Source organism: Microbacterium sp. FW305-3-2-15-F-LB2 (assembly GCF_058787255.1).
Window position 1 is genome coordinate 1884676 of sequence record NZ_JBYSZO010000001.1, and the last position, 23765, is coordinate 1908440.

The 23765-nt window shown below is 69.5% G+C and carries 28 protein-coding genes and 1 pseudogene; 6 read left to right on the forward strand and 23 right to left on the reverse strand.

Annotation, left to right across the window (positions count from 1 at the left end):
- Position 1 precedes the first annotated feature (1 nt).
- The 7 genes from AC3WLZ_RS09150 to rpsB form a co-directional block, all read right to left on the reverse strand.
- The gene (locus tag AC3WLZ_RS09150) at positions 2–718 is read right to left on the reverse strand and encodes an aggregation-promoting factor C-terminal-like domain-containing protein (RefSeq protein WP_492469816.1); all 717 of its coding nucleotides are present in this window, start codon (positions 716–718) and stop codon (positions 2–4) included.
- A gap of 47 nt (positions 719–765) precedes the next feature.
- Positions 766–1341: a DivIVA domain-containing protein gene (locus tag AC3WLZ_RS09155; RefSeq protein ID WP_412924667.1), complete on the reverse strand. Its 576-nt coding sequence runs from the start codon at positions 1339–1341 to the stop codon at positions 766–768.
- Positions 1338–2387, reverse strand: coding sequence for a phosphatidate cytidylyltransferase (locus tag AC3WLZ_RS09160; RefSeq protein WP_412924668.1), 1050 nt, complete (start codon positions 2385–2387; stop codon positions 1338–1340). Before AC3WLZ_RS09160 ends, AC3WLZ_RS09155 begins: the two co-directional genes overlap by 4 nt.
- A gap of 3 nt (positions 2388–2390) precedes the next feature.
- Positions 2391–2945 (reverse strand): ribosome recycling factor, encoded by a 555-nt coding sequence (gene frr, locus AC3WLZ_RS09165; RefSeq protein WP_492469817.1) that lies wholly within the window; start codon positions 2943–2945, stop codon positions 2391–2393.
- A 74-nt stretch (positions 2946–3019) separates the two neighbouring features.
- The gene (gene pyrH, locus AC3WLZ_RS09170; protein WP_412924670.1) at positions 3020–3739 is read right to left on the reverse strand and encodes a UMP kinase; all 720 of its coding nucleotides are present in this window, start codon (positions 3737–3739) and stop codon (positions 3020–3022) included.
- A gap of 115 nt (positions 3740–3854) precedes the next feature.
- Complete coding sequence (tsf, locus tag AC3WLZ_RS09175) at positions 3855–4682, reverse strand: translation elongation factor Ts (RefSeq protein WP_492469818.1); 828 nt, start codon at positions 4680–4682, stop codon at positions 3855–3857.
- A gap of 130 nt (positions 4683–4812) precedes the next feature.
- Positions 4813–5724 carry a 30S ribosomal protein S2 gene (gene rpsB / locus AC3WLZ_RS09180; protein WP_492469819.1) on the reverse strand — a complete coding sequence of 304 codons (912 nt, stop codon included), beginning with the start codon at positions 5722–5724 and terminating at the stop codon, positions 4813–4815.
- Positions 5725–6039: 315 nt separating this feature from the next.
- Here rpsB and AC3WLZ_RS09185 point away from each other — a divergent pair, with 315 nt between their 5' ends.
- Positions 6040–6552: a murein hydrolase activator EnvC family protein gene (locus AC3WLZ_RS09185; RefSeq protein WP_492469820.1), complete on the forward strand. Its 513-nt coding sequence runs from the start codon at positions 6040–6042 to the stop codon at positions 6550–6552.
- A gap of 36 nt (positions 6553–6588) precedes the next feature.
- On the opposite strand, the gene AC3WLZ_RS09190 is transcribed toward AC3WLZ_RS09185, so the two are convergent.
- From AC3WLZ_RS09190 to AC3WLZ_RS09235, 10 genes and pseudogenes are all read right to left on the reverse strand, one after another.
- On the reverse strand, positions 6589–7236 hold the full coding sequence (locus AC3WLZ_RS09190; protein ID WP_492469821.1) for a DUF3060 domain-containing protein: 648 nt from the start codon (positions 7234–7236) through the stop codon (positions 6589–6591).
- Positions 7237–7315: 79 nt separating this feature from the next.
- Entirely contained in the window at positions 7316–8218 is a 903-nt protein-coding gene (locus tag AC3WLZ_RS09195) for a tyrosine recombinase XerC (protein WP_492469822.1), read from the reverse strand.
- Between the two features lie 141 nt (positions 8219–8359).
- Complete coding sequence (dprA, locus tag AC3WLZ_RS09200) at positions 8360–9517, reverse strand: DNA-processing protein DprA (protein WP_492469823.1); 1158 nt, start codon at positions 9515–9517, stop codon at positions 8360–8362.
- Positions 9514–11037, reverse strand: a pseudogene (locus AC3WLZ_RS09205) (YifB family Mg chelatase-like AAA ATPase). Before AC3WLZ_RS09205 ends, dprA begins: the two are co-directional and overlap by 4 nt.
- The gene (locus AC3WLZ_RS09210) at positions 11034–11396 is read right to left on the reverse strand and encodes a YraN family protein (protein WP_412924678.1); all 363 of its coding nucleotides are present in this window, start codon (positions 11394–11396) and stop codon (positions 11034–11036) included. The pseudogene AC3WLZ_RS09205 and the gene AC3WLZ_RS09210 overlap by 4 nt, the downstream one beginning before the upstream one ends.
- Positions 11397–11489: 93 nt before the next feature.
- Positions 11490–11813 carry a DUF2469 family protein gene (locus AC3WLZ_RS09215; protein WP_134126534.1) on the reverse strand — a complete coding sequence of 108 codons (324 nt, stop codon included), beginning with the start codon at positions 11811–11813 and terminating at the stop codon, positions 11490–11492.
- 67 nt (positions 11814–11880) lie between these two features.
- Positions 11881–12534, reverse strand: a complete 654-nt coding sequence (gene rnhB, locus AC3WLZ_RS09220; protein ID WP_492469824.1) for a ribonuclease HII — start codon at positions 12532–12534, stop codon at positions 11881–11883.
- The gene (gene lepB, locus AC3WLZ_RS09225) at positions 12531–13274 is read right to left on the reverse strand and encodes a signal peptidase I (protein WP_492469825.1); all 744 of its coding nucleotides are present in this window, start codon (positions 13272–13274) and stop codon (positions 12531–12533) included. Before lepB ends, rnhB begins: the two co-directional genes overlap by 4 nt.
- 307 nt (positions 13275–13581) lie before the next feature.
- A complete protein-coding gene (rplS, locus tag AC3WLZ_RS09230) occupies positions 13582–13929 on the reverse strand; it encodes a 50S ribosomal protein L19 (RefSeq protein WP_076491715.1) in 348 nt (115 codons plus the stop codon).
- Between the two features lie 159 nt (positions 13930–14088).
- Positions 14089–14580 (reverse strand): MFS transporter permease, encoded by a 492-nt coding sequence (locus AC3WLZ_RS09235; RefSeq protein WP_412924681.1) that lies wholly within the window; start codon positions 14578–14580, stop codon positions 14089–14091.
- Between the two features lie 92 nt (positions 14581–14672).
- Between AC3WLZ_RS09235 and map the strand changes: the two genes are divergently transcribed.
- Positions 14673–15455 carry a type I methionyl aminopeptidase gene (gene map, locus AC3WLZ_RS09240; protein WP_412924682.1) on the forward strand — a complete coding sequence of 261 codons (783 nt, stop codon included), beginning with the start codon at positions 14673–14675 and terminating at the stop codon, positions 15453–15455.
- A 50-nt stretch (positions 15456–15505) separates the two neighbouring features.
- On the opposite strand, the gene trmD is transcribed toward map, so the two are convergent.
- Genes trmD through rpsP form a run of 4 tightly spaced genes read right to left on the reverse strand, consistent with a single transcriptional unit; the run spans position 15506 to position 17526 of the window.
- Positions 15506–16195, reverse strand: a complete 690-nt coding sequence (trmD, locus tag AC3WLZ_RS09245; protein WP_412924683.1) for a tRNA (guanosine(37)-N1)-methyltransferase TrmD — start codon at positions 16193–16195, stop codon at positions 15506–15508.
- A gap of 1 nt (position 16196) precedes the next feature.
- On the reverse strand, positions 16197–16871 hold the full coding sequence (gene rimM, locus AC3WLZ_RS09250; protein ID WP_492469826.1) for a ribosome maturation factor RimM: 675 nt from the start codon (positions 16869–16871) through the stop codon (positions 16197–16199).
- On the reverse strand, positions 16871–17101 hold the full coding sequence (locus AC3WLZ_RS09255; RefSeq protein ID WP_138172408.1) for an RNA-binding protein: 231 nt from the start codon (positions 17099–17101) through the stop codon (positions 16871–16873). Before AC3WLZ_RS09255 ends, rimM begins: the two co-directional genes overlap by 1 nt.
- Before the next feature lie 5 nt (positions 17102–17106).
- Positions 17107–17526, reverse strand: coding sequence for a 30S ribosomal protein S16 (rpsP, locus tag AC3WLZ_RS09260; protein ID WP_492469827.1), 420 nt, complete (start codon positions 17524–17526; stop codon positions 17107–17109).
- A gap of 189 nt (positions 17527–17715) precedes the next feature.
- Here rpsP and AC3WLZ_RS09265 point away from each other — a divergent pair, with 189 nt between their 5' ends.
- Both AC3WLZ_RS09265 and AC3WLZ_RS09270 read left to right on the forward strand, forming a co-directional pair.
- Positions 17716–18879, forward strand: coding sequence for a glutamate--cysteine ligase (locus AC3WLZ_RS09265; protein ID WP_412924686.1), 1164 nt, complete (start codon positions 17716–17718; stop codon positions 18877–18879).
- Between the two features lie 52 nt (positions 18880–18931).
- Entirely contained in the window at positions 18932–19663 is a 732-nt protein-coding gene (locus tag AC3WLZ_RS09270; protein WP_492469828.1) for an SGNH/GDSL hydrolase family protein, read from the forward strand.
- Between the two features lie 47 nt (positions 19664–19710).
- Here AC3WLZ_RS09270 and ffh read toward each other — a convergent pair whose 3' ends face one another.
- Positions 19711–21255 (reverse strand): signal recognition particle protein, encoded by a 1545-nt coding sequence (ffh, locus tag AC3WLZ_RS09275; RefSeq protein ID WP_412924688.1) that lies wholly within the window; start codon positions 21253–21255, stop codon positions 19711–19713.
- A gap of 150 nt (positions 21256–21405) precedes the next feature.
- Complete coding sequence (locus AC3WLZ_RS09280; protein WP_492469829.1) at positions 21406–21951, reverse strand: TetR/AcrR family transcriptional regulator; 546 nt, start codon at positions 21949–21951, stop codon at positions 21406–21408.
- 63 nt (positions 21952–22014) lie between these two features.
- On the opposite strand from AC3WLZ_RS09280, the gene lipB reads away from it, so the two are divergent.
- The gene (gene lipB / locus AC3WLZ_RS09285) at positions 22015–22653 is read left to right on the forward strand and encodes a lipoyl(octanoyl) transferase LipB (RefSeq protein ID WP_492469830.1); all 639 of its coding nucleotides are present in this window, start codon (positions 22015–22017) and stop codon (positions 22651–22653) included.
- Positions 22650–23684 (forward strand): lipoyl synthase, encoded by a 1035-nt coding sequence (lipA, locus tag AC3WLZ_RS09290; RefSeq protein ID WP_412924691.1) that lies wholly within the window; start codon positions 22650–22652, stop codon positions 23682–23684. Before lipB ends, lipA begins: the two co-directional genes overlap by 4 nt.
- Positions 23685–23765: the final 81 nt, after the last annotated feature.

Below are 23765 nucleotides of genomic sequence, written 5' to 3' on the forward strand. Positions count from 1 at the left end.
GTCACCACCAGTGGTTGCTGGTCCAAAACGCGTATGCGCCAGCCCAGCTGCCGTACCGACCCGTGGCGTACCCGGTCGCCCATCGGAGGTTGTCGACGGGGTCGTAACCGTTACCCGGGACCTTGCCGCACGGAAGGGCCTGGACGAGTCCACACGCCCCGGACGACCGGTTGGTGGCGTTGGGGTTCCACCCGCTCTCACGGCTGACGATGTAGTCCACGTACCCCATGTCGGCCTCGGAGATCCCCGCCGCCGCCATCCATTCGCTCGGCGCGCCCCCACCGGAGTAGAACAACGGACCGACGCTTCCGCCCGTCGAGGCGTTGGACCCGGACGACGATGAGGTCGTCTTGGGCGTCGGAGTCGGAGTGGGCTTCGGCTTGACGTAGACGTTGTAGCTCGACCGATCCAGCGAGGGGGCCTGCTTCTCGCCACCGGTCGAGACCTGCTGCGCGTCGTCCAGCCCCTCGGCATAGAGCGTCACGGTCTTGGGCTCGTCGGCCTGAGCGCGCAGGATGGCGCCGCCCATCGGACCCACGTAGGCGCCGGTGAAGGCGAGGGCTGCACAGGCCGCGAAGACCGTGACGACGCCCCGCCGACGCGACCACCGCTGCGCGGAACGCGCGGACGGAGCCGGGTGCACCACATCGACCACGACGTGGCCACGACGGGCTGCACGCCGAGACGTCGGGCGCTGGAGGTCGGTTCCGGAAGTCACAGTGGGCACGAGTCTACCGATGCGTCCGCGGGGCTGTCACTCGAGCGTCAACCCACCGCGAGCATGACCTCGACGACGGCGTCGAGCACCGCATCGACCTGGACCTCGCGATAACCGTTGCGCTGCGGGCGGAACGCCACGGAGCGCACCTGCTCGGCCGTGACCGGATCACCGGCCGCGAGGTACCGCGCGATGCGATCGGCGACGATGTCGACCTCCTCGATGCGGTATCCGTAGTGTGCGAGGCCGACGCGGTCGAATCTCGAGCCCCGCGGACGCGACAGGCGATCCAGGACCACCTGCGCGGTGTCACGCGTTTCCGCCACCCAGGCGCGAGCACCCAGGCGAGAGAGGGCGTACTCCCGCTCCCGGGCCGCGAACGCGTCCTCCACGCGCCCGAGCGCGGCATCCACCGGACCGATGGCGTAGCCGCCCCGAACGAGGGGGAAGGATGCCGAGCGAACCTCCGTCGACCGGAGGGCGCCGGGCTCGTTCGCCTCGAAGGCGTCACGAGCCTTCTCGAGGAAGGTGTCGACGGCGCGCTTCTCATAACCCTTCCTCCGCCCGGGGGCGTCGGGGAACGGCGTCGAGCGGGTCGACCGCGGGGCCTCGGTCTCGGTCATGACACTCCCAGGGGCGAGAGGAGGTAGTACAGCGCCAACGCTGCCGTGGCGGACGGAAGGATCGAGTCCAGGCGATCGAGGACGCCGCCGTGGCCGGGGAGCCACGAACTCATGTCCTTGATCCCCAGATCGCGCTTGAGCATCGACTCGCCGAGGTCGCCGATGGTGGCCGTGAGGAGGACGACGGCGCCGAAGATGAGACCCGTCCACCAGGGCACCTGCAGCATGAAGACGGCGAGAAGCGCTCCCGCCGCCAGAGCGGCGACGCAGGCTCCCGCGAAACCCTCCCAGGTCTTCTTGGGGCTGATGCGCGGGGCCATGGGGTGTCGGCCGCCGCGGCCGAACGTCAGGCCCGACACGTAGGCGCCCGTGTCGGCGACGACCGCGAGCACGAGGAAGGCGAGCACCCACCACTCACCGCCGTCCTCGGCCAGGAGGATGAGCGCCATGCTCGTGAGGAACGGAACGTACAACTGCACGAAGGCGGCGACGAGCACATCGGCCAGAACCTCGTTGTGGGGGCGGCCATCGTTCGCGAAGAGCTGTGCCACGAGACGCCAGACGATCACCAGGGCGATGGCGACGAGCGTGGCCACCCAGTGCATCCAGAGCCCGGCGAGGAATCCGCTTGCCAGAAGCAGGGTTCCCGCCCCGAGCTGTGGGATGACATCGACCCGTCGGCCCGACACCTGCAGGGCGCGGGAGAACTCGAAGACCGCGAGCACCATCGCGCCGAGCGCGAAGAAGGCGAACAGCCACTTGACGAAGATCAGGGATGCCACCACGACGACGCCGATCGCGACGCCGATGAGGATCGCGACGATCAGATCTCTTCCGGTGCGCTGACGGATGCGCTCTTTGGCTTGATCGAATTCCGCGCGGGCGTGCGCGATGTGGTGCTCGGCATCCGTGCGCATCGCGCGCAACTGGGACTCGATCGCGGTCACCGTCTCGCCGGTGGCCGGCGCACGCCGGACCGAATCACCCTTCCGTCGGGAGGGCGGAACGGCCGACGCGTTCTCGTCGGCATCGGGGGCCTCGGGCATGGATCAGACCTCGAGCAGCTCGGCCTCTTTGCGCTTGAGCGCCTCGTCGATGGCGTCGACGTGCGAGCGCGTGACACCGTCGAGCTCCTTCTCGGCGCGCACGAGCTCGTCTTCGCCGACATCGCTCTTGAGTGCGTCCAGGTCGTCCTTCGCCTTGCGGCGGAGATTACGCACCTGGACCTTGGCGTCCTCGCCCTTGCCGCGGACGAGCTTGACGTACTCCTTGCGACGATCCTCGGTCAGCTCCGGCATCGTGACGCGGACGATGGTGCCGTCGTTCGTCGGGTTCACACCCAGGTTCGGCATGTCGCGGATCGCCAGCTCGATGGCCTTGAGCGCCGACTTGTCGTAGGGGTTGATCACGAGCGTACGAGCCTCGGGGTTGTTCAACGAGGCGAGCTGCGCCAGCGGCGTCGGCGAGCCGTAGTAATCGACCAGGACCTTCTGGAACATCTGGGGGTTGGCGCGCCCGGTGCGGACGGTGGCGAAGTCTTCCTTCGCGGCCTCGACGGCGCGGTCCATGCGGGCTCCGGCATCGGCCAGGACATCGGCGATCACGGTGACTCCATTCGTTGGGGCTGACGACTCAGTCTAATCGCGCGCGGGCCCGGCACCCGGGCCCGCGCCGCGCGTCACGAAGTGACGAGAGTGCCGATCGGCTCACCCAGCAGGGCCCGGGTGACGTTGCCCGCGGGCTCCATGCCGAACACGCGCATGTCCATACCGTTGTCCATGCAGAGGCTGAACGCGGTCGAGTCCACGACCTTGAGGCCCTTCTGCAGGGCGTCACCGTACGTGAGGTGGTCGAGCTTGGTGGCACTGGCATCCACCCGGGGGTCGGCGGTGTAGACGCCGTCGACGCCGTTCTTGGCGACGAGCACCTCCGACGCACCGATTTCGAGCGCGCGCTGTGCGGCCACGGTGTCGGTGGAGAAGTACGGAAGGCCGGCGCCGGCGCCGAAGATGACGACGCGGCCCTTCTCCATGTGCCGCTGCGCGCGGCGGGGGATGTAGGGCTCGGCGACCTGGGTCATCGAGATGGCGGACTGCACGCGCGTGGCGGCCCCCGCCTGCTCGAGGAAGTCCTGAAGGGCCAGCGAGTTCATCACGGTGCCGAGCATTCCCATGTAGTCGGCCCGTCCGCGGTCCATGCCGCGCTGGCTCAGCTCCGCACCGCGGAAGAAGTTGCCTCCGCCGACGACGATCGCGATCTCGACGCGATCCACCGCCTCGGCGATCTCGCGGGCGATCTGGCTGACGACGTCGGGGTTTACCCCGAGCTGTCCTCCGCCGAAGGCCTCACCGGACAGTTTGAGCAGAACGCGGCGGCGCCGGGTCGCTTCATCGATCACGTGTCATGTCCTCTCGTCTGGTTCAAACTATCTCCCCCGCCGACGCGACCGATACGCCACGCGCGCAGGGAAAAGGCCCGGGATGCCATGGCATCCCGGGCCTTGTCATCGGTGCTTACGCGCCGACCTTGAAACGGGCGAAGTCGGTCAGGGTGAGACCGGCGTCGGAGGCGACCTTTGCGACGGACAGCTTGTTGTCCTTCGCGTAGTCCTGGTCGAGCAGGGCGACCTGCTTGAAGAACGCGTTCACGCGGCCCTCGACGATCTTCGGAAGAGCGGCCTCGGGCTTGCCCTCGTTGCGGGAGATCTCCGTGACGATCTCGCGCTCCTTGTCGACGTCGGCCTCGGGCACGTCGTCGCGGGAGAGGAACGTGGGGTTGGCGAAGGAGATGTGCTGTGCGATGCTGCGAGCCGTCTCCGCGTCGTCGCCGGAGTAGGCGAGGACGACGCCGACCTGGGGCGGGAGGTCCTTGCTGGTCTTGTGCAGGTAGACCTCGAACTTCTCGCCGCGGATGGTGCGGACGCGACGGAGCTCGACCTTCTCGCCGATGATGGCGGCCTCGTCCGAGATGAGCTGCTCGACGGTCTGGCCGTCGGCGTCGGCGGCGAGGGCGGCCTCGACCGAGTCGGCACCGGCGGCGGAAGCCGCGGCGACGACCTTGTCGGCCAGCGCGATGAAGCGGTCGTTCTTCGCGACGAAGTCGGTCTCGCAAGCGAGCTCGAGGAGCGTGACGGCCCCCTCGGTCTCACGGGCGGTGACAAGGCCCTCGCTCGTGGAGCGGTCGGCGCGCTTGGCGTTGCCCTTCGCGCCCTTGAGGCGCAGGATCTCGACGGCCTTTTCGACGTCGCCGTCGGCCTCTTCGAGCGCCTTCTTGGTGTCGACCATGCCCGTGCCGAGCTGCTCGCGCAGGGCCTTGATGTCGGCGATCGTGAAGTTTGCCATGGTGTGGCGGTCTCCTTGTCGTTGTGCGTTCTGATGTGAGCTCGGCGGGGCCGTGCGCGCCCGGGGGCGCGGTCACGACCCCGCCGGATCGTAGCCTGTGCGGGTGACGCCGCGGTGTGCGGCGGCGCGCTTACTTGCTGTCGGCGGCCTCGGCGGCGGCGACCTCGGAGGCCTCTTCGCCCGAAGCGTCGGCGACGGCCTCGTCGTGGGCCTCGGCGCCGGCGGCGTCGTCAGCCGACTCGGTCGCAACCTCGACGGCCTCGGCACCGGTCTCGGTGGCCTCGGGGGTCTCGAGCAGCTCGCGCTCCCACTCGGCGAGGGGCTCGGCGGCCTCTTCCTCACCGGCGGGCTGGTGACGCTGGATCAGGCCCTCGGCGGCAGCGTCGGCGATGATGCGCGTGAGCAGGCTCACGGAGCGGATCGCGTCGTCGTTGCCGGGGATCGGGTACTGGACCTCGTCGGGGTCGGCGTTGGTGTCGAGGATGCCGATGACGGGGATGCCGAGCTTCTTGGCCTCGTCGATGGCGAGGTGCTCGCGCTTGGCGTCGACGACCCAGATCGCCGAGGGGGTCTTCTGCAGGTTGCGGATACCACCGAGCGACTTGTGCAGCTTGTCGAGCTCGCGCTTCTTGAGCAGGAGCTCCTTCTTGGTGAAGCCGCTCTCGGCCGGGTTCTCGTAGTCGAGCTCCTCGAGCTCCTTCATGCGGGCGAGGCGCTTCGACACCGTCTGGAAGTTGGTGAGGAGGCCACCGAGCCAGCGCTGGTTGACGTAGGGCTGGCCCACGCGGGTCGCCTGCTCGGCGAGGACTTCCTGTGCCTGCTTCTTAGTGCCGACGAAGAGGATGGTGCCGCCGTGCGCGACGGTCTCCTTGACGAACTCGTAGGCCTTGTCGATGTACGACAGCGACTGCTGGAGGTCGATGATGTGGATGCCGGAGCGCTCGGTCAGGATGAAGCGCTTGACCTTCGGGTTCCACCGGCGGGTCTGGTGTCCGAAGTGCACGCCGCTGTCGAGCAGCTGGCGGATGGTGACGACGGCCATGGTCGTACTCCTGTTCTGGGCGCTTGCGCGCCGTGGTTGCGGTTGTTCGCGCCGTTCGATCGAGCGGCGAGCCTGGTGCCCGGCGCACACCCGCCTTTCCGCCGGAGCGGAGGACCGTGGGGTGTGGATGCCGCGCGATGCGCTGATCCGGAGACCAGTGCGCTGCGCTGTGGGCACGCGGAGTCATCCCGATACACGAGATGCGGTCTCCAGCATACAGGACGGCTCCTCCCCACGAGGCCCGGTTCTCGGGTCGTACACGGAACGCCGGACCTCACCCACGCGGAAGTGATCGCGCGGGGCAGCCTGGATGCCATGAGGGATCAACGGGACGAGTGGCCGTACCTGGTGGTCGCTGTTCTCATGGCGCTTGCTGTCGTTGTGTACGGACCGCCGGCGCGCGCCGCCGAGGAGGATCCGCTCGCTCAGCGGGGCTGGGTGTGGCCGGTGGACGCCGTGCAGGTCATCCGCCCGTTCGAAGCTCCGTTGCACCGGTACGCCGCGGGTCATCGGGGCGTGGATCTCGGCGGCGTGGATCGCGTTCGCGCCCCCGCCCGCGGGACGGTGGCGTTCGCCGGGATGGTGGCGGGGCGGCCCGTCGTCACGATCGACCACGGTGACGGGCTGGTCACCACGTTCGAGCCGGTGACGACGACGCTCCGCGCGGGCGACGCGGTCGCGCGAGGAGATCCGGTCGGCGCGGTGGCCGTCGGTGGTCACACCCCGGCCGGGGCGGTGCATTTCGGAGTGCGGTGGAAGGGCGACTACATCAACCCGCTGCGGTTGCTCGGCGGCGTGCCCCGCGCGGTCCTTCTGCCGTGCTGTTGAGCCGCGGGACTGGCGTCGGAGACTTTCGGCGACGACTCAGCCGACCCGGTTTCCGCGTCCCTCGACGGTGCTTTGGCCGATACCGCCGCCCGCCGTCACCGTGTTGTCCTGGCCGCGGAGCAGCAGGGACCCCAGGGCAGCTCCGACGGTCACGCTCCCCCTGTCACCGCTGAGATCGAGACGGCCGAGGGCGCCGGTGACGGTAAGCGCGGTGTCGTTGCCCTGGATGGTGGCGCTGTCGACGGCGGCACCGGTGACTCGGATCCGGTCACCGGACATCGTCAAGGCCTGGATCGATGCGGACGCGGCATCCACGGTGATGGCGGAGCCCGACACGGTGAGCTGCGCACACGTGCCCTCGACGCGCACCGAGCGCTCGGCACCCGTGATCGCCGCGGTGCCGCCGTCACCGCAGGCCATGACGGACCCATCACCGGGGGCGGGGGCGGGCGTGCTCGCTGCCGTCGGCGTCGACGGGGGCGCGGTGACGGACGGCGTCACCGTCGCCGGGGGCAGCGTTGCCGTAGGCAGGGGGCTCGGCGTCGAGGGGGCGACCGAGGGGGCGGATGCCGCGGGGGGCAAACGCGTCACGCCGGGCTGCGGCGCGAGCCCGCACCCTGCGAGTTGGACGGCGATGACGAGCGCGCCGACCGCCGCGGCGACGAGTCGAGCACGGTGGTCCACGGTGCCACGCTACGGCCCGGCGCATCACCGGCCAAGCACCAGGCCTGCGGAAGTCGCTCCGAGTCGGTCCGCGCTGCGGTCAGGCGCGGGGGTGGGCCAGCCGGTACGCCTCGCGGAGGCGTTCGGCCGAGACGTGCGTGTAGATCTGCGTCGTTCCGAGGCTCGCGTGGCCGAGGATCTCCTGCACGGAGCGCAGGTCGGCGCCGCCGTCGAGGAGGTGGGTCGCTGCGGAGTGGCGGAGGGCGTGCGGGCCGAGGGATTCGGCCCCGACCGCGGGCGCGACGATCCGCGAGACGAGGGCGTGCACGGCGCGGGGACCCAGGCGGCTGCCTCGCGCTCCGAGGAAGACCGCGGCCCCGGCATCCTCTCCGCGGGCCGACAATGCGGGGCGCCCCCGTACCAGGTAAGCGTCGAGCGCGCGGGCCGCGGGGGCGCCGTAGGGGACGACGCGCTCCTTATCCCCCTTTCCGCGGAGGCGGAGGGTCCGACGCTCGTGGTCGATGTCGTCGACGTCGAGGCCGCAGATCTCGGACACGCGGGCCCCCGTGCCGTAAAGGAGCTCGAGGAGCGCGTGATCGCGCAGGGCGACGGGGTCGCCGTCCCTCGCCGCGGCCTCCGCTTCGGTCAGCAGCGCGTCCAGGGCGGGGGCCGTCGCGACCGTCGGTAGCGTCCGCCCCCGTTTCGGCGCGACGAGGCGTTGCCCCGGGTCCCCATCGGTGAAGCCCTCCTCTTGCGCCCAGGCGAAGAACCCCTTCGCCGTCGAGGTCCGGCGCGCGGCCGTCGCCTTGCTGAGCCCGGTGATGGTGGCATCCCACTGCCACTCCCGAAGGGTTTCGACGTCGATCTCGCGGACGTCGGGATCGCCCGAGGCGCGAACGAGATCCGCGAGGTCGGATCGGTAAGCGCGCACGGTCGCGGGTGACAGGCGGCGCACGCTTCCGAGGTGGGCCAGGTAGCCCTCGATCGCTTCGGAAACGCGCACGGATCAAGCATGCTCTCTCGGGCGTGGGCGCGCTCGTAGGACGCGCGCGCTCCCCCGACCGTCTCGCGCCCTGCGGTGTCTGCCTTCCCCTGCGGGCTTCGAGCGCACCGATCGCGCCACCCCGGGTCTGAATCGCCCAGGTCATTCGCTCCGCCGCACCGATCGCCACAGCCCATCCGCACCACGCGCGACGCGTCCCTCGAGCTCGGCGAGCCCCAGCAGCGCCTGGGCATCGGCGTACGCGAAGCCAGCGCGGCGTGCGACGTCCTCCGTGTCGCGCCCGACCCGCGCGGACAGCGCGTCGAGCAATCGCGTCGTGTCGTCGGTGCGTGTCCCCTCCTGCCGGCCGTGCGTCACCGCGTCGCCCAGCATCTCGCGCACGTCCGCTGCGGAGGTCACGCAAACGCCGTCGAACTCCCGCAGTACCCGGTGGCTTCCCGCGGAGGCCGCGCTCGTCACCGGCCCGGGAACGGCCCCCAGAGCCCGGCCGAGCTGAGCGGCATGCGCCGCGGTGTTCAACGAGCCGCTGCGGTGTCCGGCCTCGACGATGACCACCGCGTCCGCGAGGGCAGCGATGAGCCTGTTCCGAGACAGGAAGCGCCACTTCGTCGGCGCCGCACCGCACGGCGTTTCGCTGATCACCGCTCCGGAGGCCGCGATGCTCGAGAGAAGGGCCTCGTGCCCGCGGGGATACGCGCGATCGACCCCACCGGCGAGGAAGGCGACGGTACGACCGTCGGTCGTGAGCGCGGCCCTGTGGGCGGCACCGTCGATGCCGTACGCCGCCCCGGACACCACGATGACTCCCGAGGCCGCGAGCTCCGCCGCCAGGTCCGCGGCGACGGCCTCGCCGTACGGTGTCGCCGCTCGCGCGCCCACGATCGCCACGGTCGGCGAAGCTTCGAGCCACTCGAGGTCGCCCCGGACCCACAGGACGTGCGGTGTATGCGCACCGAGGTCGTCCAACCGGTGCGGCCACCGCGAGTCGGAAGGAATGAGGAGGGTCGCACCTGCTCGGCGGGCGGCATCGAGAGCGTGACGGATCGAGCCGGGATCCGCGCGCGGCATCCACCTCGCGCGGGCCGAGCTCCACTCGTCATCGGCATCCGACAGTGCGATGCGCAGGGCATCCTCCGCCCCGAAGCGCGATACGAGGTCACCCGCGGCGCCGTCACCCGGTTCCGCCAGGACCGACCACCACACGCGGGCGTGGGCGTCGCGCACATCGATATCCGGCTCCCGGCCGATCCCGGCCAGCGCCGCGGCGGCGGCATCCGTCGACAGATCGGGGCTCGTCATGCCATGTTCCCCTGCCGCAGGAAGAGCGCGCGTCCCACGTCGTCGCTGTGCAGACGGTCGTGTCCTGCGATATCAGCTACGGTCCATGCGACTCGAAGCAGGCGGTCGTAGCCGCGGAGAGTGAGTGTGCCGCGCCGGAGCGCCGTGTCGAGCGGCCGGAGAACCTCGGGCTCGGGTGCGGCGGACCCGCGCAACCACGTTCCGGGCACGTCGGCGTTGCGTCGCCACGGAGTCTCCGACCACCGCTGCGCCGCCCGCTCCCGGGCGCTCGCGACGATCGCACGCGCCGCAGCCGTCGTCATGGTTGTGCCCGCGCTCGAACGCCGGGCGTCCGACACCCGCTGCAACCGAAGATCGAGGTCGATGCGGTCGAGGAGCGGGCCGGAGAGGCGCCGCGTGTATCGCCGAACCGCCTGCGGCGCACACTAGCAAACCCCACCGGGCACGCCGAACTGGCCGCACGGGCACGGGTTTGTCGCGACGACGAGCTGGAATCGCGCCGGGAACGTCGCGGACACACCCGACCGGTGGAGCTGGATCACACCGCTCTCCAGCGGTTGGCGCAGCGCGTCCAGAACGGATGCCGGGAACTCCCCGCCCTCGTCGAGGAACAACACGCCCTCGCTCGCGCGGGCGATCGCCCCCGGCCGCACCACGCCCGATCCGCCGCCGATCAGCGCGGCGGCACTCGCACCGTGGTGAGGGCTCTCGAACGGCGGCGTCCGGCTCAGACGGGTCACGACCTCACCCGACAGCGAACGCACCGACGCGACCGACAGTGCGGCGTCATCGTCGAGATCGGGCAGGATACCGGGCAACCGGCGCGCCAGCATCGTCTTGCCTGCACCGGGAGGCCCGCTCATCAAGAGGTGGTGCCCGCCCGCCGCCGCGACGATGAGGGCGTCCACGGCATCCGGTTGTCCGAGGATGTCAGCCAGGTCGAGCGACTCGTCTCGCATCGGCGGAGCCTCGTCGGCGAGGACCGGTGACAGATCCGGCGCCTCGCTCACGCCGCCGTGCCAGCGCACGACCTCCGCGAGACACGTCGCCGCCCTCACCTCGATGCCCTCCACCAGCGCCGCCTCCGCCGCGTTCGCCGCCGGCACGACGACTCGCGTTCGCCCGGCGCGGTGCGCGGCGAGCACTGACGGCAACACTCCCGGCACCGGACGCAGACGCCCATCGAGTCCCAGCTCGCCGATGTGGACGGTGTCGGCGACGCGCGCGGCATCCATCGTCCCGGTCGTCGCGAGCGCGGCGACCGCGATCGCCACATCGAAAGCAGAGCCGCGCTTCGGCAGGCTCGCGGGCGACAGGTTCACGGTCAGCCGACGCTTGGGCAGTTCGAGACCCCGGTTGGTACACGCATTGCGCACGCGCCGTCCGGCCTCCCCGAGCGCCTTGTCCGGTAACCCGATGATCGCGAACTCCGGTGTTTGAGGAGACAGATCGGCCTCGACCTCGACGAGATCTCCCCGCATTCCGGTCAGGGCCACGGCCCACGTACGCGCAACGGTCACAGCGCGTCCTCGAGGTGTTCGAGTCGAGCGGTCCGAGGGTCCGGACCGATCAGAGCGATCGCGTCCACACGAAGGCTTTGGCCCCGGGCTGCGTCGGGATGAGCGGCGATCCACGCCATCGCCAGCCGCCACAAGCGCGCCGCCTTGCGGCGATCGATCGCTTCGAACGGGTGCCCGAACGCTTCGCTCGTGCGCGTCTTCACCTCGACCACGACGAGCGTTCCCGCGCTCTCGGCGACGATGTCGATCTCGCCCTGCGGACACCGCCAGTTGCGGTCCAGGACGCGAAAGCCGTTCGCGGTCAGGTAGTGGGCGGCTCGTTCTTCACCGGCTCGCCCGAAGTCGTCTTTCGCTGCCATGCCCGAGAGCGTGGCATCCGTGATCCCCCTCCCGCGGGGCCTGGAGGCCTCCTCGGGGACAACCGGCGAGACTCATCGGTTGGGGAGGAACCGTCAGTTGTCGAGCGAGAGCTCTTCGGGAAGCTGGAAGTCGCGGCGCGAAAGCTCTTCGACGTTGACGTCCTTGAACGTCAGCACGCGCACCGACTTCACGAACCGATCGGCGCGGTAGATGTCCCACACCCACACGTCGGTCATCGAGATCTCGAAGTAGAAGTCGTGCTCGGTGTCGCGGCGGACGACGTTGACGTCGTTGGCGAGATAGAACCGGCGTTCGGTCTCGATCACATACTGGAACTGCGAGACCACGTCACGGTACTCGCGGTACAGGGCCAGTTCGAGTTCGCGGTCGTAATCCTCGAAGACGTCGTCATCCATGGTCTCTCCATCCTAGGCGCGTGACGCCGTACCGGTGGACCCGACCGACAGCCGCGACCTCTGGGACTCAGAACAGCGTCGGCGCGGGGGCGATCGCCCACGAGTGCCGGTGGTGCACGCTCATGCCGTGCACGCCGATCGCCTCGCGGTGGTCGAGGCTCGCGTAGCCCTTGTTTCGCGCCCACCCGTAGGCCGGCAGTTCGTCATGCAGACCGGTCATCACCGCATCACGCGCGACCTTGGCGATGACGGATGCCGCGGCCGCACTCGCGCAATCCCGATCGGCCTTGATGATCGGCTTCACGCGCAGGCCGGCTTCGCCCGCCGGGGTGATGTAGTCGTGGTTGCCGTCGAGGATCACGAGCGCCTCATCCGGCACGACGCCGTGCGCACGGAGATCCGCGATCGCCCGCACGGCGGCGAGCCCCAGCGCGCGGATGATCCCGATCTCGTCGATCTCCGCGGAGCTCGCCCAACCCACCGCGCTGTGCTGAACGAACGCTGCGGCCCGCGCGGCGACATCGGGACGGCGCGCCTCGGGCACGAGCTTCGAATCGCGCAGCCCCGCGGGGACGCGCTTGCGCGATCGGGTCGGGTCGATGACGGCCGCTCCGACCGCCACCGGACCCGCGAGGGCCCCGCGTCCGACCTCGTCGCACGCGATGATCAGCGCGTGCTCCTTGAGCAGACGCCGCTCCAACGTGAGGGTGGGCTCGATCATGGCGCCGTCTCCGGTGACGGCACCCCCGCGAACACCTCGTGGTGGAAATCGATCGCACCGAAACGGCCGAACGGCCACGTGATGAGGAACGCGCGTCCCACGACGTTGTCGATCGGTACGAAGCCCTTGCCCGGTTGGTCCTGGTTGTAGCGCGAGTCCTTGGAGCTGTTGCGATTGTCGCCGAGCACCCACAGCGACCCCTGGGGCACGGTGATGTCGTACGGCACCGGCGCGGGCGCCGTGGCACCCGGCGCCAGCTTGACGTACGGCTCGACCAGCGGGACGCCGTTGACCTCGGTCTGACCCAGCGCGTTGCAGCACACCACGTGGTCACCCGGTGTGCCGATGACGCGCTTGATGAGATGGTCGTCGCTGTCGGGCGCCGAGAGCCCGACGAGCGAGAGAAGCCAATCGGTTGCTTCGACGATCGGCGGACGCTGCGGACTCGGCGTCGACGGGAGCCATCCGCCGGGGTCGCGGAACACCACGACATCTCCCCGCGAGTACTCGCCGAATTTGGGCGTGAGCTCGTCGACGAGGATGCGGTCGTTCACCAGAAGCGTGTCGTTCATCGACGCCGAGGGGATGTAGAACGATCGGACCACGAACGTCTTGACGAGGAACGACACCGCCAGTGCGATCACCAGGATGATCACGACGTCCCGGAGGAACGTCAGACCTCCACGTCGCCGCCGAGTGGTCGGGGTCGAAGCCGGAGGGGATGCGGTTTCGTCGCTCATGTTGATCCTTCGCCGGGCTCACCGAACACCGGAAGACCGCGGGGACAAGCCTCGCACATTCCGCCCCGGCCACCGAACGTCCCACGGCCTCGAACGGCTATGAATGCTCGGCTCATCGGCATCCGGATGCCCGTTCATCGGCGCGGCGCTGTCTTCGCCGAGACTTCATTGCGCCGACATCCGCCGCGCAATCCGCAAGGGAGATGTCGGCGCAATGAAGTCTCGCGTTTCAGAAGCCACCGCACCGACGCGCCCCGGAAACGGAGAACGCCCCGCGACGGATCGCGGGGCGTTCGTGAAGCGGGACTCAGCGGTCGCGCTTCTCCTTGATCTTGGCCTTCTTGCCACGCAGGTTGCGCAGGTAGTAGAGCTTCGCGCGGCGCACGTCACCACGGGTGACGACCTCGATGTGGTCGATCACGGGGCTGTGCACGGGGAAGGTGCGCTCGACACCGACCTGGAAGCTGACCTTGCGGACACAGAAGGTCTCGCGCACACCGTCGCCGGAGCGGCCGATGACGACGCCCTGGAACACCTGGATACGCGAGCGGTTGCCCTCGGTGATGTTGACGTGCACCTTGACGGTGTCGCCGGGGCCGAAGACGGGGATGTCGGAGCGGAGCGAAGCCGCGTCGACGGAGTCGAGGATCTGCATGATCGTCACTTCCTGCGACCGCCACAGGTCGATCGCACGATAAGAATGGGAAAAGTGAGGCGTGCCCGAAGCCGCAGATGCGGCGGACTCCCCTGAGGCAGAGCCGGTCAGGGCACAAACGCCTATTCTGCCACGGACCGCAGCACCGACCAAACCGGCTCAGCGCGACGCGGGCTTCTCCTCGATCACGATGACCTCTCCCCCGACCTTCGGCCGCGGCTGTTCGCGCGTGGGCGGGATGAAGCCGGTGCCGTCGGCGGTGTGCAGAAGCGTGATCCCGCCGCGGGCTTCGCTCCACAGCTGTGCCAGCGACGACCACAGAAGTACGAACGCTCCGACGACGCTGAGGACGAGCAGGGGGAAGAACGTCCGCGAGTCGTACAGGCCGAGCGCCACGACGACGACCTGCCACACACCCACACCGATGACATCGCGCCACGACGCGGCACGGTCGGTGCGGACGCTCCCGCGACCTCGGACGATGAGTGCCACGAGGGTCTGCGTCACGAACACCGCCGGCGCGGCGATCAACAGCCACAGGAGCGCCCACCCGCTCCCGCCGCTGAACACGATCCATCCGACGAACAACCACAGGGGCAGCACGAAGGCGGCGGGGAAGAGCCAGCGCAGAAACAGTCGGCGAAGCACCATGGACCGATGGTAAGGGCGGCAGTTGTGCGGTCGCTTTGAACTCGCACGGCGACGATCGGCGAGAATGGAGGTTCGAGGAAAGGGAACCATCGATGATCGAACTGCGCACCCCGGCCGAGATCGACGCCATGCGCCCGGCCGGCCGATTCGTCGCGGAAGTCCTGGCGACGCTGCGCGACGAGACGAAGGTCGGCACCAACCTGCTCCACCTCGACCGCCGTGCGCACGACATGATCCGTGCCGCCGGTGCCGAGTCCTGCTACATCGACTACCACCCCTCGTTCGGTGCGAGTCCCTTCGGCAAGGTCCTGTGCACCTCGATCAACGACGCCGTGCTCCACGGTCTCCCGCACGACTACGCACTTCGCGACGGAGACCTCGTGTCGCTCGACTTCGCGGCGTCCGTCGACGGCTGGGTCGCCGACTCGGCCGTGTCGTTCGTCGTGGGCACCCCCCGCGACGAGGACCTCGCCCTCATCGACACCACGCAGCGCGCCCTCGCCGCGGCGATCGACGCCGCGACCGTCGGCCACCGAATCGGCGACATCTCGGCCGCCATCGCCGCCGTCGCCCACGCCGAAGGGCTCAGCATCAACACCGATTTCGGCGGTCACGGTGTCGGCCGCACGATGCACGGCGACCCCCACGTCGCCAACGACGGCAAGGCCGGGCGCGGCTATCCGCTACGCGACGGCCTCGTGCTGGCGCTCGAGCCCTGGTTCCTGCAGACCACCGACGAGCTCATCACCGATCCCGACGGCTGGACGCTGCGCAGCGCCGACGGCTCGCGCGGATCGCACTCCGAGCACACCGTCGCCATCACAGCGGACGGCCCGATCGTGCTCACCGATCGCTCATTCCTCGGCGTCGACTGATCACCGGGATTGTGGCATCCCGAACCGGATGCCACAGCTCCGACACGCGCTCAGTCGGTGAGGAGGTCCGGTCGGCGTTCGCGGGTGCGCTCGAGCTGTTGCTCGCGGCGCCAGGTCGCCACCGCGCCGTGGTTGCCGCTCAGGAGCACCGGCGGAACGTCGAGGCCGCGCCACGAAGCGGGCTTGGTGAACGACGGGTATTCGAGCAGTCCGTCTTCGTGGGACTCCTCCACGAGGCTCTCGGGGTTGCCCACGACACCGGGGATCAAGCGGCCGATGGCCTCGACCATCGCCATCACGGCGACCTCGCCGCCGTTGAGCACGTAGTCCCCGAGGCTGAGCAGACGCACGCGACCGAGGCCCGCGGCGTAGTCGAACACGCGTTCGTCGATGCCCTCGTAGCGGCCGCACCCGAAGACGAGGTGCTCCTCGGTCGAGAGCTCGCGGGCGATCTTCTGCGTGAAGCGCTCCCCCGCGGGCGACGGGAAAACGATGACCGGGGTCGCCTCGGCATCGCGCGTCACGTCGTCGAGAGCCTCGCCCCACGGCTCGGGCTTCATGACCATCCCCGCACCACCGCCGTACGGGGTGTCGTCGACCGTGCGGTGACGGTCGTGCGTGTAGTCGCGGAGATCGTGCACGCGCACGTCTAGCAACCCGCTCTGGCGGGCCTTGCCCAGGAGAGACACCTCGAGGGCGTCGAAGATCGTCGGGAAGATCGAGACGACGTCGATGCGCACGTCAGTCCTCGCGGGAGTCGGCGGCCGCGTCACCCTCCGGCTCGCCACCGGAGGCATCGGTGTCTTCGGAGGCCGCTTCTTCGCGCGGCGTGTCGTCCTCGCCGGGCAGCTCTTCGAAGAGGCCGGCAGGAGGCGTGACGACCACGCGACCGCCGTCGATATCGACCTCGGGCACGATGGCGCTCACGAACGGAACGAGAACGTCGGCGTCCTCGCCGCGACCCGTCGGGCGCACGATCAGCAGGTCTTGCGCGGGGAAGTGATCGACCCGCACGACGCGACCGATCACCGCGCCGTCACGCACGACATCGAGGCCCACCAGCTGATGGTCGTACCAGGCGTCGTCCTCCTGGGTCGGCGACTCGGTGTCCTGATCGATCCAGAGGATGGCTTTCACCAGCTCTTCCGCGACCGTGCGATCGTCCACGCCCTCGAAGAAGGCGACGGGGTGGGAGTTCATCCACCGGAACTCGCGGACCTTCAACTCGCGGCCGTGCCACGGGGAGGTCTCGGGAACCTGGAGGGTGAAGGTGTTGCCGGGGACGAAGCGTCCCTCGGGGTCATCGGTGTACAGCTCGAGCTTGAACGCGCCCTTGAGGCCGTGGGCCTTGACCAGGCGGCCCACGCGGAGCTGGGTCTTGGCGGGCTGAGCACCCGCGGCGTCGCCGTCCGACATCAGTCGTCGGCGACGTCGACGCGGACGCGCTGCCCGTCGGCGAGGGCCGTGATGAGCGTACGCAGCGCCTTGGCGGTGCGACCGCCGCGCCCGATCACGCGACCCCGATCATCGGGGTGCACGCGAACCTCCAGCACCTCGCCACGCGGCGAGGTGGAGGAACGGATGGTCACGGCATCCGGGTGATCGACGATCCCCTTGACGACGTGTTCGAGCGCGGCGGACAGCACGGGACTTACTCTGCCGAGGTCTCGCCGGCGGAGGCTTCGGGCGCCTCGGCGGCCGGGGCCTCGTCGGCCTTCTTCTCGGCCTTGGGCTTCACGACCGACTTCTTCGAGGAGTCGGCCTCGAAGGCGGCCTTCGGCTCGCGGACCTTGACGGTGGACTTCGCGTCCTTCTCGCCCTTGAACGTGCCCCAGTCGCCCGTGAGCTTGAGGATGGCACGCACCTGCTCGGTCGGCTGAGCGCCGACGCCGAGCCAGTACTGGGCGCGCTCCGAGTCGACCTCGATGAACGAGGGCTCCTCGGTCGGGTGGTACTTGCCGATCTCCTCGATCACACGACCGTCGCGCTTGGTGCGCGAGTCGGCGACGACGATACGGTAGTAGGGCGCACGGATCTTGCCGAGACGCTTGAGTCGGATCTTGACAGCCACGATTTCTCCTGTGGTGGGAAATGAACGAACCGGTCGCCTGGAGCGTGGGGTGCACACCCGGCGGAAGCTCAAAGAGGAGGACCGGTGCTGGATAGAGGGTCGAGCACCTGGTCCGACCCTCTATTCTGCCAGATGACACGGTGGGTAGCGAACCCGACGACGCACGTGTCGTCATGTCAGACTGACCACATGACGCTGCCGTTCGCCCCGTCCGCCCGTTCCTCGGTGGGACTCGAATGGGAACTCATGCTCGCCGACCGCGAGACGGGCGACCTGGTACCGCGTGCTCCCGAGATCCTGGAGCTCGTCGAAGAGGCCACCGCACACGAGCGATTCACCGTGACCGGCGAGTTGCTCACGAACACGGTCGAGGTCACGAGCGGTGTGGGACACACCGTGGCGGAGGCGGTCGACGACATCGCGGATGCCATCGGCGCGCTGCGCGAGCAGACCGAACCCCGCGGCATCGAGTTGCTGTGCGCCGGCAGCCACCCCTTCGCGCAGTGGTACGACCAGCAGGTCACCGACAAGACGCGGTATCACACCCTCATCGAGCGCACCCAGTGGTGGGGCCGGAACATGATGATCTGGGGCATCCACGTCCACGTGGGCGTCGACGACGTCGACAAGGTGATCCCCATCGTCAATGCGCTGACGGTGTTCCTCCCGCACCTGCAGGCGCTGTCGGCATCCAGCCCGTTCTGGGCGGGCGAGCGAACCGGCTACGCCAGCAACCGCGCACTGGTGTTCCAACAGCTCCCCACCGCGGGCCTCCCCTGGCAGCTGAAGGAGTGGACGGACTTCGAGCACTATCTCGACGACATGGTCCGCACGGGCGTGATGGCGGATGCCAGCGAGGTGCGCTGGGACATCCGGCCGGCGCCCCGCTGGGGAACGATCGAGATCCGCGCCTGCGACGGCATGTCGACTCTGCCGGAGCTCGCCGCCGTGGCCGCGCTCGCGCAGACCCTCGTGGAGCGCTTCTCGCGCATCCTCGATGAGGGCGGCGAGCTCCCCGGCATCCCGCCGTGGTTCGCCCGCGAGAACAAGTGGCGGTCCGCCCGGTACGGCCTGGACGCCCGCGTGATCGTGGATCGCGACGGCACCCAGCTGCCGGTGCGCGAGCACCTGAGGACGACGATGGAGGAGCTCGCCGACATCGCCGTCGAACTGAAGTGCGCGCGTGAGTTCGCGGGCCTGGAGACGATCCTCGCCACCGGGGGAAGTTCCGCTCGCCAGATCGCCGTTGCCGAGGCGGCGGATGGTGACCTCCGCGCGGTCGTCCAGCACCTCATCCGGGAGTTCCGTGGTGGTCCGACGCTCCGCGAGCACCTCGCCGCCCTGCGAGCGTGACCCCATGACCCCTCGGCGCGGACTCATAAGTTCGCGGCCGTAGGATCGCGCCATGACCCCTCGGCGCCGTGCCTCGACGCTCCTGCTCGCGGCCGCAGCCGTGAGCGGCCTCGCCACGATGACCGCGTGTGCGCCCGAGCCTTCCGGGGAATCGCCCGACCGCGTCGCGGCAGTGACCTTTCCGTCGCCGTCCGTCACAGCCGCCGCGCCGCAGCGGTCGTCGGCACCGCTGCGGATCGTAACTCTCGGCGACTCGCTGATGGCCGGATCCGGCCTCGAGCGCGACGAGGCGTGGCCCGAACTCCTCGCTCAGCGTGATGACGTGTCCGTGACGAATCTCGCGTGCGGCGGCATGGGGTTCGTGGTCTCGGGCGAATGCGGCACGTCTTACGCCGGCTTCTCCCCCGCGATCGCGGCACTGCAACCCGAACTGATCCTCGTGCAGAGCTCGAGCAACGACTTCTGGCAGGATGCCGACGACATCCGCACCGACACGGACGACACCGTGAACCAGTTGCGCGACGCCGCCCCCGACGCGCGCATCGTCGGACTCAGCACGATCTGGAACGACGATCCGGCGGTCCCGGACGACACGGTGACGACCTCGGACGCTCTCCGGGAGGCCGTCGATTCGGTCGGGGGGACGTTCATCGACATCGGCCAGCCGCTCGTCGGTCACCCCGAGTGGATGCAGGACGACGACGTCCACCCGACCGCTCGGGGCGAGAGAGCCATCGAGCAGACGGTGTTCTCCGCTCTCCAGGACGCCGGCCTTCTCTCCTGACGGCCGCTCGTCGGTGGGCCGGAGCGACCGCTCGGCGGCCGTGGGTGTCAGCCGCGGCCGAGGAGCTTCTGAAGTTCGGCGAGGTCGGCCTCGCTCGGCGCCTTCTGCCCGCCCAGACCGAAGCCGGAGCCGGTCGCGGGAGCCGCAGCGGCGATGCCAGCGTTCTCCGCCGCCCGCTTGGCAGGGTTGCCCGAGCGGGAGCCCTTCGCCTTCTGCTGCTTCCCGCGCTTGGAGGAGGCACCCGGCTTGCCGCCGATCGAACCCATTCCGGGGATGTTGGGCACTCCGCCGCGCGCGACGGTCTTCATCATCTTGGCGGCCTGCTCGAAGCGCTGCACGAGCTGATTGACATCGGTGACGGTCATTCCGGAACCACGCGCGATGCGCAGGCGGCGCGAGCCGTTGAGGATCTTGGGATTGCGACGCTCGGCGACGGTCATCGAGCGGATGATCGCCTCGGTGCGGTCGATCTCGCGCTCGTCGAAGTCCTCGAGCTGCTGCTTCATGGACCCCATGCCCGGGAGCATCCCGAGCATCTTCTTCATGGAGCCCATCTTCTTCATCTGCTGCATCTGCTCGAGGAAGTCCTCGAGCGTGAAGGTCTCCGTCGCGAGCTTCTCGGCGACCTTCATCGCCTCGGCCTCGTCGAAAGCCTGCTGCGCCTGCTCGATCAGCGTGAGGATGTCACCGAGATCGAGGATGCGCGACGCCATGCGGTCGGGGTGGAACGGCTCGACGTCGTCGAGACCCTCACCCGTGGACGCGAAGATGATCGGACGCCCCGTCACGGATGCGACCGAGAGCGCGGCGCCACCGCGGGCGTCACCGTCGAGCTTCGACAACACCACGCCGGTGAAGTCGACGCCGTCCTGGAAGGCCTTCGCCGTGTTCACGGCATCCTGACCGATCATCGCGTCGATGACGAACAGCACCTCGTCGGGCTGCGTCGCCGTACGGATGTCGGCCGCCTGCTTCATCAGCTCGGCGTCGACGCCGAGACGCCCGGCGGTGTCGATGATGACGGTGTCGTACTGCTGACGCGTGGCGTACGCGACGCCATCGCGGGCGACCTTCACCGGGTCTCCGACGCCGTTGCCCGGCTCGGGGGCGTAGATGGCGGCTCCCGCGCGCTCGGCGACGACCTGGAGCTGGTTCACGGCGTTGGGGCGCTGCAGGTCACAGGCGACGAGGAGCGGCGTGTGACCGTCCTTCTCGAGCATCTTCGCGAGCTTGCCCGCGAACGTCGTCTTACCCGACCCCTGGAGGCCGGCGAGCATGATCACGGTCGGCGGGTTCTTCGCGAACTGGAGTCGGCGCTGCTGACCACCGAGGATGCCGATGAGCTCGTCGTTGACGATCTGCACGACCTGCTGCGCCGGGTTCAGGGCGCGATTGACCTCATCACCCAGCGCGCGCTCGCGGACGGCGGCGGTGAACTCCTTGACCACCGGCAGCGCGACGTCGGCGTCGAGCAGGGCACGCCGAATCTCACGGACCGTCCCGTCGATGTCGGCGGGGGTGAGCTGCCCCTTCTTGCGCAGATTGCGGAAGGTCTCTGTGAGCCGGTCGGAGAGCGTGCCGAAAGTCGCCATGATGGAAAGAGTTTACGCGGCCGTCCCGGTTACCGCCGCCGCTGCGGCTGGGCCGTCGCGCAACCTCCGTGATTCGCCGGGCCGCAGTCCGATGAGGGCGATCGGACTGAGCGTGCGCAGATCGCCGTGGAGACGACGGATGCCACGCGCTCAGGCCGCCGCCAGAGCCTCCGACAGCGTCTCGGTCAGCGCACGACCCGCTGTGTGGTCGGCCCATGCCCAGACCGCCGCGAGCACGGCGGCCGACAGCGCCGCTCCGCGCACCTGAGCGGGAAGCGGCGCCATACCGTCGCGCACGAGCCGCGCCGCCGTCTCGCGCTGCAGCCGGAACTGACGGATCGCACGGTCGCGATCGAGCTCGGCGGCGATCCCCATGGCATCCGCGTTCACGATGGCCAGGGCCAGGGCGTCGGGAGCAAACCCGTCACCGATCCCCAGGAGTACGTCGTGCACCGCACCGCCGTCGCGGAGGTCGGCGACCGCCGCGTCGACGCGCTCGTCGAAGCCCGACCAGAGCACGTCGCTCTTGGCCGAGAAGTAGTTGAAGAAGCTCGACCGGCTCACGCCGGCGCGGCGCGTGATGTCCGACACCGAGGTGGCGTCGTAGCCCTTCTCCAAGAACAGTTCGCACGCGGCCTCCGACAGCACCTCACGTGACGACGCGCGGGGGCGTCCCGTTCGCGATTCGGTGGCCATGACAACAGCCTACGGGCGTGCACATGTGTATTCTTGGACGCAATCCAACAACCGGGAGCGGTGATGCTCGAGATTCTTCGCGCGGGGCTCGGCCCCGACTACGTGCCGTATCTGGACGGCTGGGCTCTGCAGCGCGTGGTGCACGCCGACGTCGTCGCGGGGACGCGGTCCGACACGTTGCTTCTGCTCGAGCACGAACCGGTCTACACCGCGGGCAAGCGCACGGAGGCGCACGAACGCCCCACGGACGGCACCCCCGTGATCGACGTCGATCGCGGTGGCAAGATCACCTGGCACGGCCCGGGGCAGCTCGTGGGCTACCCGATCGTCCGGCTTCCCGAGCCGCTCGACGTCGTCGCTCACGTGCGACGGCTCGAGGGTCTGCTCATTTCCGCCCTCGCCGCGCACGGTGTCGAGGGCTTCCGCGTCGAGGGGCGCAGCGGCGTCTGGGTGCGTCGCCCGCTCGGGGTCGACAAGGTCGCGGCGATCGGCGTGCGCGTCGAGAAAGGTGTCACCATGCACGGGTTCGCGGTCAACTGCGACAACACTCTGGCCGGATTCCGGGGCATCGTTCCCTGCGGGATCACGGATGCCGGCGTCACCACGGTCAGCGAGGTCGTCGGCGCCGAGGTCTCCCCCGCCGACATCGTCGCCAGCGTGGAATCCGTCTTCCGGACCGAGTACTCGGCGGTGGCCGCGTGAGCGCCTGCGGAACGGGCAGCGCCGGGGGCGCGGCATCCACGGCTCCGAACGGCCGCAAGCTCCTCCGCCTCGAGGTGCGCAACGCGCAGACCCCGATCGAGCGCAAGCCCGAGTGGATCAAGACGAAGGCACGCCTCGGGCCCGAATACACGGCGCTGCAGAATCTCGTGAAGACCGAGGAGCTGCACACGGTGTGCCAGGAGGCCGGGTGCCCGAACATCTTCGAGTGCTGGGAGGACCGCGAGGCGACGTTCCTCATCGGCGGCTCGCAGTGCACGCGACGCTGCGACTTCTGCCAGATCGACACGGGCAAGCCCGCGGACTACGACACCGACGAGCCGCGCCGCGTCGCGGAGAGCGTGTCGCGGATGCAGCTGCGCTACGCCACGGTCACCGGCGTCGCCCGCGACGACCTGCCCGACGAGGGCGCCTGGCTGCACGCGGAGACGGTGCGGCGCATCCACGCGGAGAACCCGGGAACGGGTGTCGAGATCCTCGCGACCGACTTCTCCGGCAACACGGCTCTGCTCGACGAGGTCTTCTCGTCGCGGCCGGAGGTGTTCGCGCACAACGTCGAGACGGTGCCGCGCATCTTCAAGCGCATCCGCCCCGCGTTCCGGTACGAGCGGTCGCTCGGGGTGCTGACCGCGGCGCGGGACGCTGGGCTCATCACGAAGTCGAACCTCATCCTCGGCATGGGCGAGGAGCCCGAGGAGGTCGTGCAGGCGCTGCACGACCTGCACGAGGCCGGGACGGACATCATCACCATCACGCAGTACCTGCGTCCGACCCCGCGGCACCTTCCGGTGCAGCGCTGGGTCAAGCCCGCCGAATTCGTCGAGTTCAAGGAGGAGGCCGAGCGCATCGGGTTCCTCGGAGTGCTTGCCGGTCCGCTGGTGCGGTCCTCCTACCGCGCCGGACGCCTGTGGGCGCAGTCGATGGTCTCGAAGGGCCGCGAGATCCCGCCTCACCTCGCGCACCTCGCGAAGGACATCGCCGCGGCCGACGCGGGCTTCGCGCAGGCGGTGTGAACGGCGCAGAGTAGACCCGTCCACCCCCGCGAGGGAAGCTCCCTTTCCGTTTGTCTTCGAGGTCTAGCGTGACGCCCGGTC

What these genes read in the sequence shown, in the direction of transcription:
- AC3WLZ_RS09155 (WP_412924667.1), bottom strand. Translation starts at nt 1,341, where the DNA reads ATGACCGAGACCGAGGCCCCGCGGTCGACCCGCTCGACGCCGTTCCCC.
- AC3WLZ_RS09160 (WP_412924668.1), bottom strand. Translation starts at nt 2,387, where the DNA reads ATGCCCGAGGCCCCCGATGCCGACGAGAACGCGTCGGCCGTTCCGCCC.
- tsf (WP_492469818.1), bottom strand. Translation starts at nt 4,682, where the DNA reads ATGGCAAACTTCACGATCGCCGACATCAAGGCCCTGCGCGAGCAGCTC.
- rpsB (WP_492469819.1), bottom strand. Translation starts at nt 5,724, where the DNA reads ATGGCCGTCGTCACCATCCGCCAGCTGCTCGACAGCGGCGTGCACTTC.
- AC3WLZ_RS09185 (WP_492469820.1), top strand. Translation starts at nt 6,040, where the DNA reads ATGAGGGATCAACGGGACGAGTGGCCGTACCTGGTGGTCGCTGTTCTC.
- dprA (WP_492469823.1), bottom strand. Translation starts at nt 9,517, where the DNA reads ATGACGAGCCCCGATCTGTCGACGGATGCCGCCGCCGCGGCGCTGGCC.
- AC3WLZ_RS09210 (WP_412924678.1), bottom strand. Translation starts at nt 11,396, where the DNA reads ATGGCAGCGAAAGACGACTTCGGGCGAGCCGGTGAAGAACGAGCCGCC.
- AC3WLZ_RS09215 (WP_134126534.1), bottom strand. Translation starts at nt 11,813, where the DNA reads ATGGATGACGACGTCTTCGAGGATTACGACCGCGAACTCGAACTGGCC.
- rnhB (WP_492469824.1), bottom strand. Translation starts at nt 12,534, where the DNA reads ATGATCGAGCCCACCCTCACGTTGGAGCGGCGTCTGCTCAAGGAGCAC.
- lepB (WP_492469825.1), bottom strand. Translation starts at nt 13,274, where the DNA reads ATGAGCGACGAAACCGCATCCCCTCCGGCTTCGACCCCGACCACTCGG.
- rplS (WP_076491715.1), bottom strand. Translation starts at nt 13,929, where the DNA reads ATGCAGATCCTCGACTCCGTCGACGCGGCTTCGCTCCGCTCCGACATC.
- AC3WLZ_RS09235 (WP_412924681.1), bottom strand. Translation starts at nt 14,580, where the DNA reads ATGGTGCTTCGCCGACTGTTTCTGCGCTGGCTCTTCCCCGCCGCCTTC.
- map (WP_412924682.1), top strand. Translation starts at nt 14,673, where the DNA reads ATGATCGAACTGCGCACCCCGGCCGAGATCGACGCCATGCGCCCGGCC.
- rimM (WP_492469826.1), bottom strand. Translation starts at nt 16,871, where the DNA reads ATGTCGGACGGCGACGCCGCGGGTGCTCAGCCCGCCAAGACCCAGCTC.
- AC3WLZ_RS09265 (WP_412924686.1), top strand. Translation starts at nt 17,716, where the DNA reads ATGACGCTGCCGTTCGCCCCGTCCGCCCGTTCCTCGGTGGGACTCGAA.
- AC3WLZ_RS09270 (WP_492469828.1), top strand. Translation starts at nt 18,932, where the DNA reads ATGACCCCTCGGCGCCGTGCCTCGACGCTCCTGCTCGCGGCCGCAGCC.
- ffh (WP_412924688.1), bottom strand. Translation starts at nt 21,255, where the DNA reads ATGGCGACTTTCGGCACGCTCTCCGACCGGCTCACAGAGACCTTCCGC.
- AC3WLZ_RS09280 (WP_492469829.1), bottom strand. Translation starts at nt 21,951, where the DNA reads ATGGCCACCGAATCGCGAACGGGACGCCCCCGCGCGTCGTCACGTGAG.
- lipB (WP_492469830.1), top strand. Translation starts at nt 22,015, where the DNA reads ATGCTCGAGATTCTTCGCGCGGGGCTCGGCCCCGACTACGTGCCGTAT.